The organism is Ideonella sp. P3_A4 (assembly GCF_056403075.1).
Genome location: NZ_JBFUGE010001271.1, coordinates 1 through 742 on the forward strand (window position 1 = coordinate 1; position 742 = coordinate 742).

The 742-nt window shown below is 65.9% G+C and carries 1 protein-coding gene; it reads left to right on the plus strand.

The features are described 5' to 3' along the window. Positions 1-742 (plus strand): hypothetical protein (locus AC1DYI_RS37500; protein WP_477209125.1); only part of this gene is annotated, 742 nt, incomplete at both ends.

The following is a 742-nucleotide window of genomic DNA, read 5'->3' on the forward strand; positions in this document are numbered from 1 at the left end:
CTTCGTCGACATCCCGTTCGCCGATGGAGAGACCAGCGGTGCCTTCAGTGCCGAGGACTACTACACCGTCGCGGTCGAACGCGGCAAGGCACGCAACAGCGGCAACCGGCTGACCAACGCGTCGCCTGGCTATCGCAACCTGCAGCCGGGTCTGCGTGCCCATCATCTGCCGAGCGAGAACTGGGCCTTGTCCGGCGCGATCTGGGACACCGAGGGCCAGTGGGGGCCGAAGAACTGGTACACGGTGCCGAACACGCCGTTCCTGACGATCGGTGCGAACTGCGTCGACGCCAAGCCGGCCGGCCACAACGGCAAGACCTGCGAAGGCGAGTTCTACGGCGTCGAGTCGATCCAGACCGACTTCGACTCGTCGCGCTTCGAGTTCGCCGCCGCAATCAACGCTTCGCGCCAAGACAGCAACGGCAACGAGATCGCCTCGTGGCGGGTCGAGAACGGCTACAACCACTACGTCAACGCCAACGTGGCCAAGAACTACGCCTGCGCCACCGACGTCACCCCGCCGCCGGGCAACTTCTGCTCGTGGGAACTGGGCCACATGCGCCATTTCGCGACGCGCCCGTCGGGTCGCTACGTGATGAGCTTCCCAGGGTGGCCGGCGGCCAAATGGCTGGCGTTCAACATCAGCAATGCGGCCGGCGCCGAAGACAAGTTCCTGATGGCAGTCAAGTTCGACGGGCGCCTGACGGCCGCGGCCTACGTGGTCGCCGGCTCGCAGTGGGAC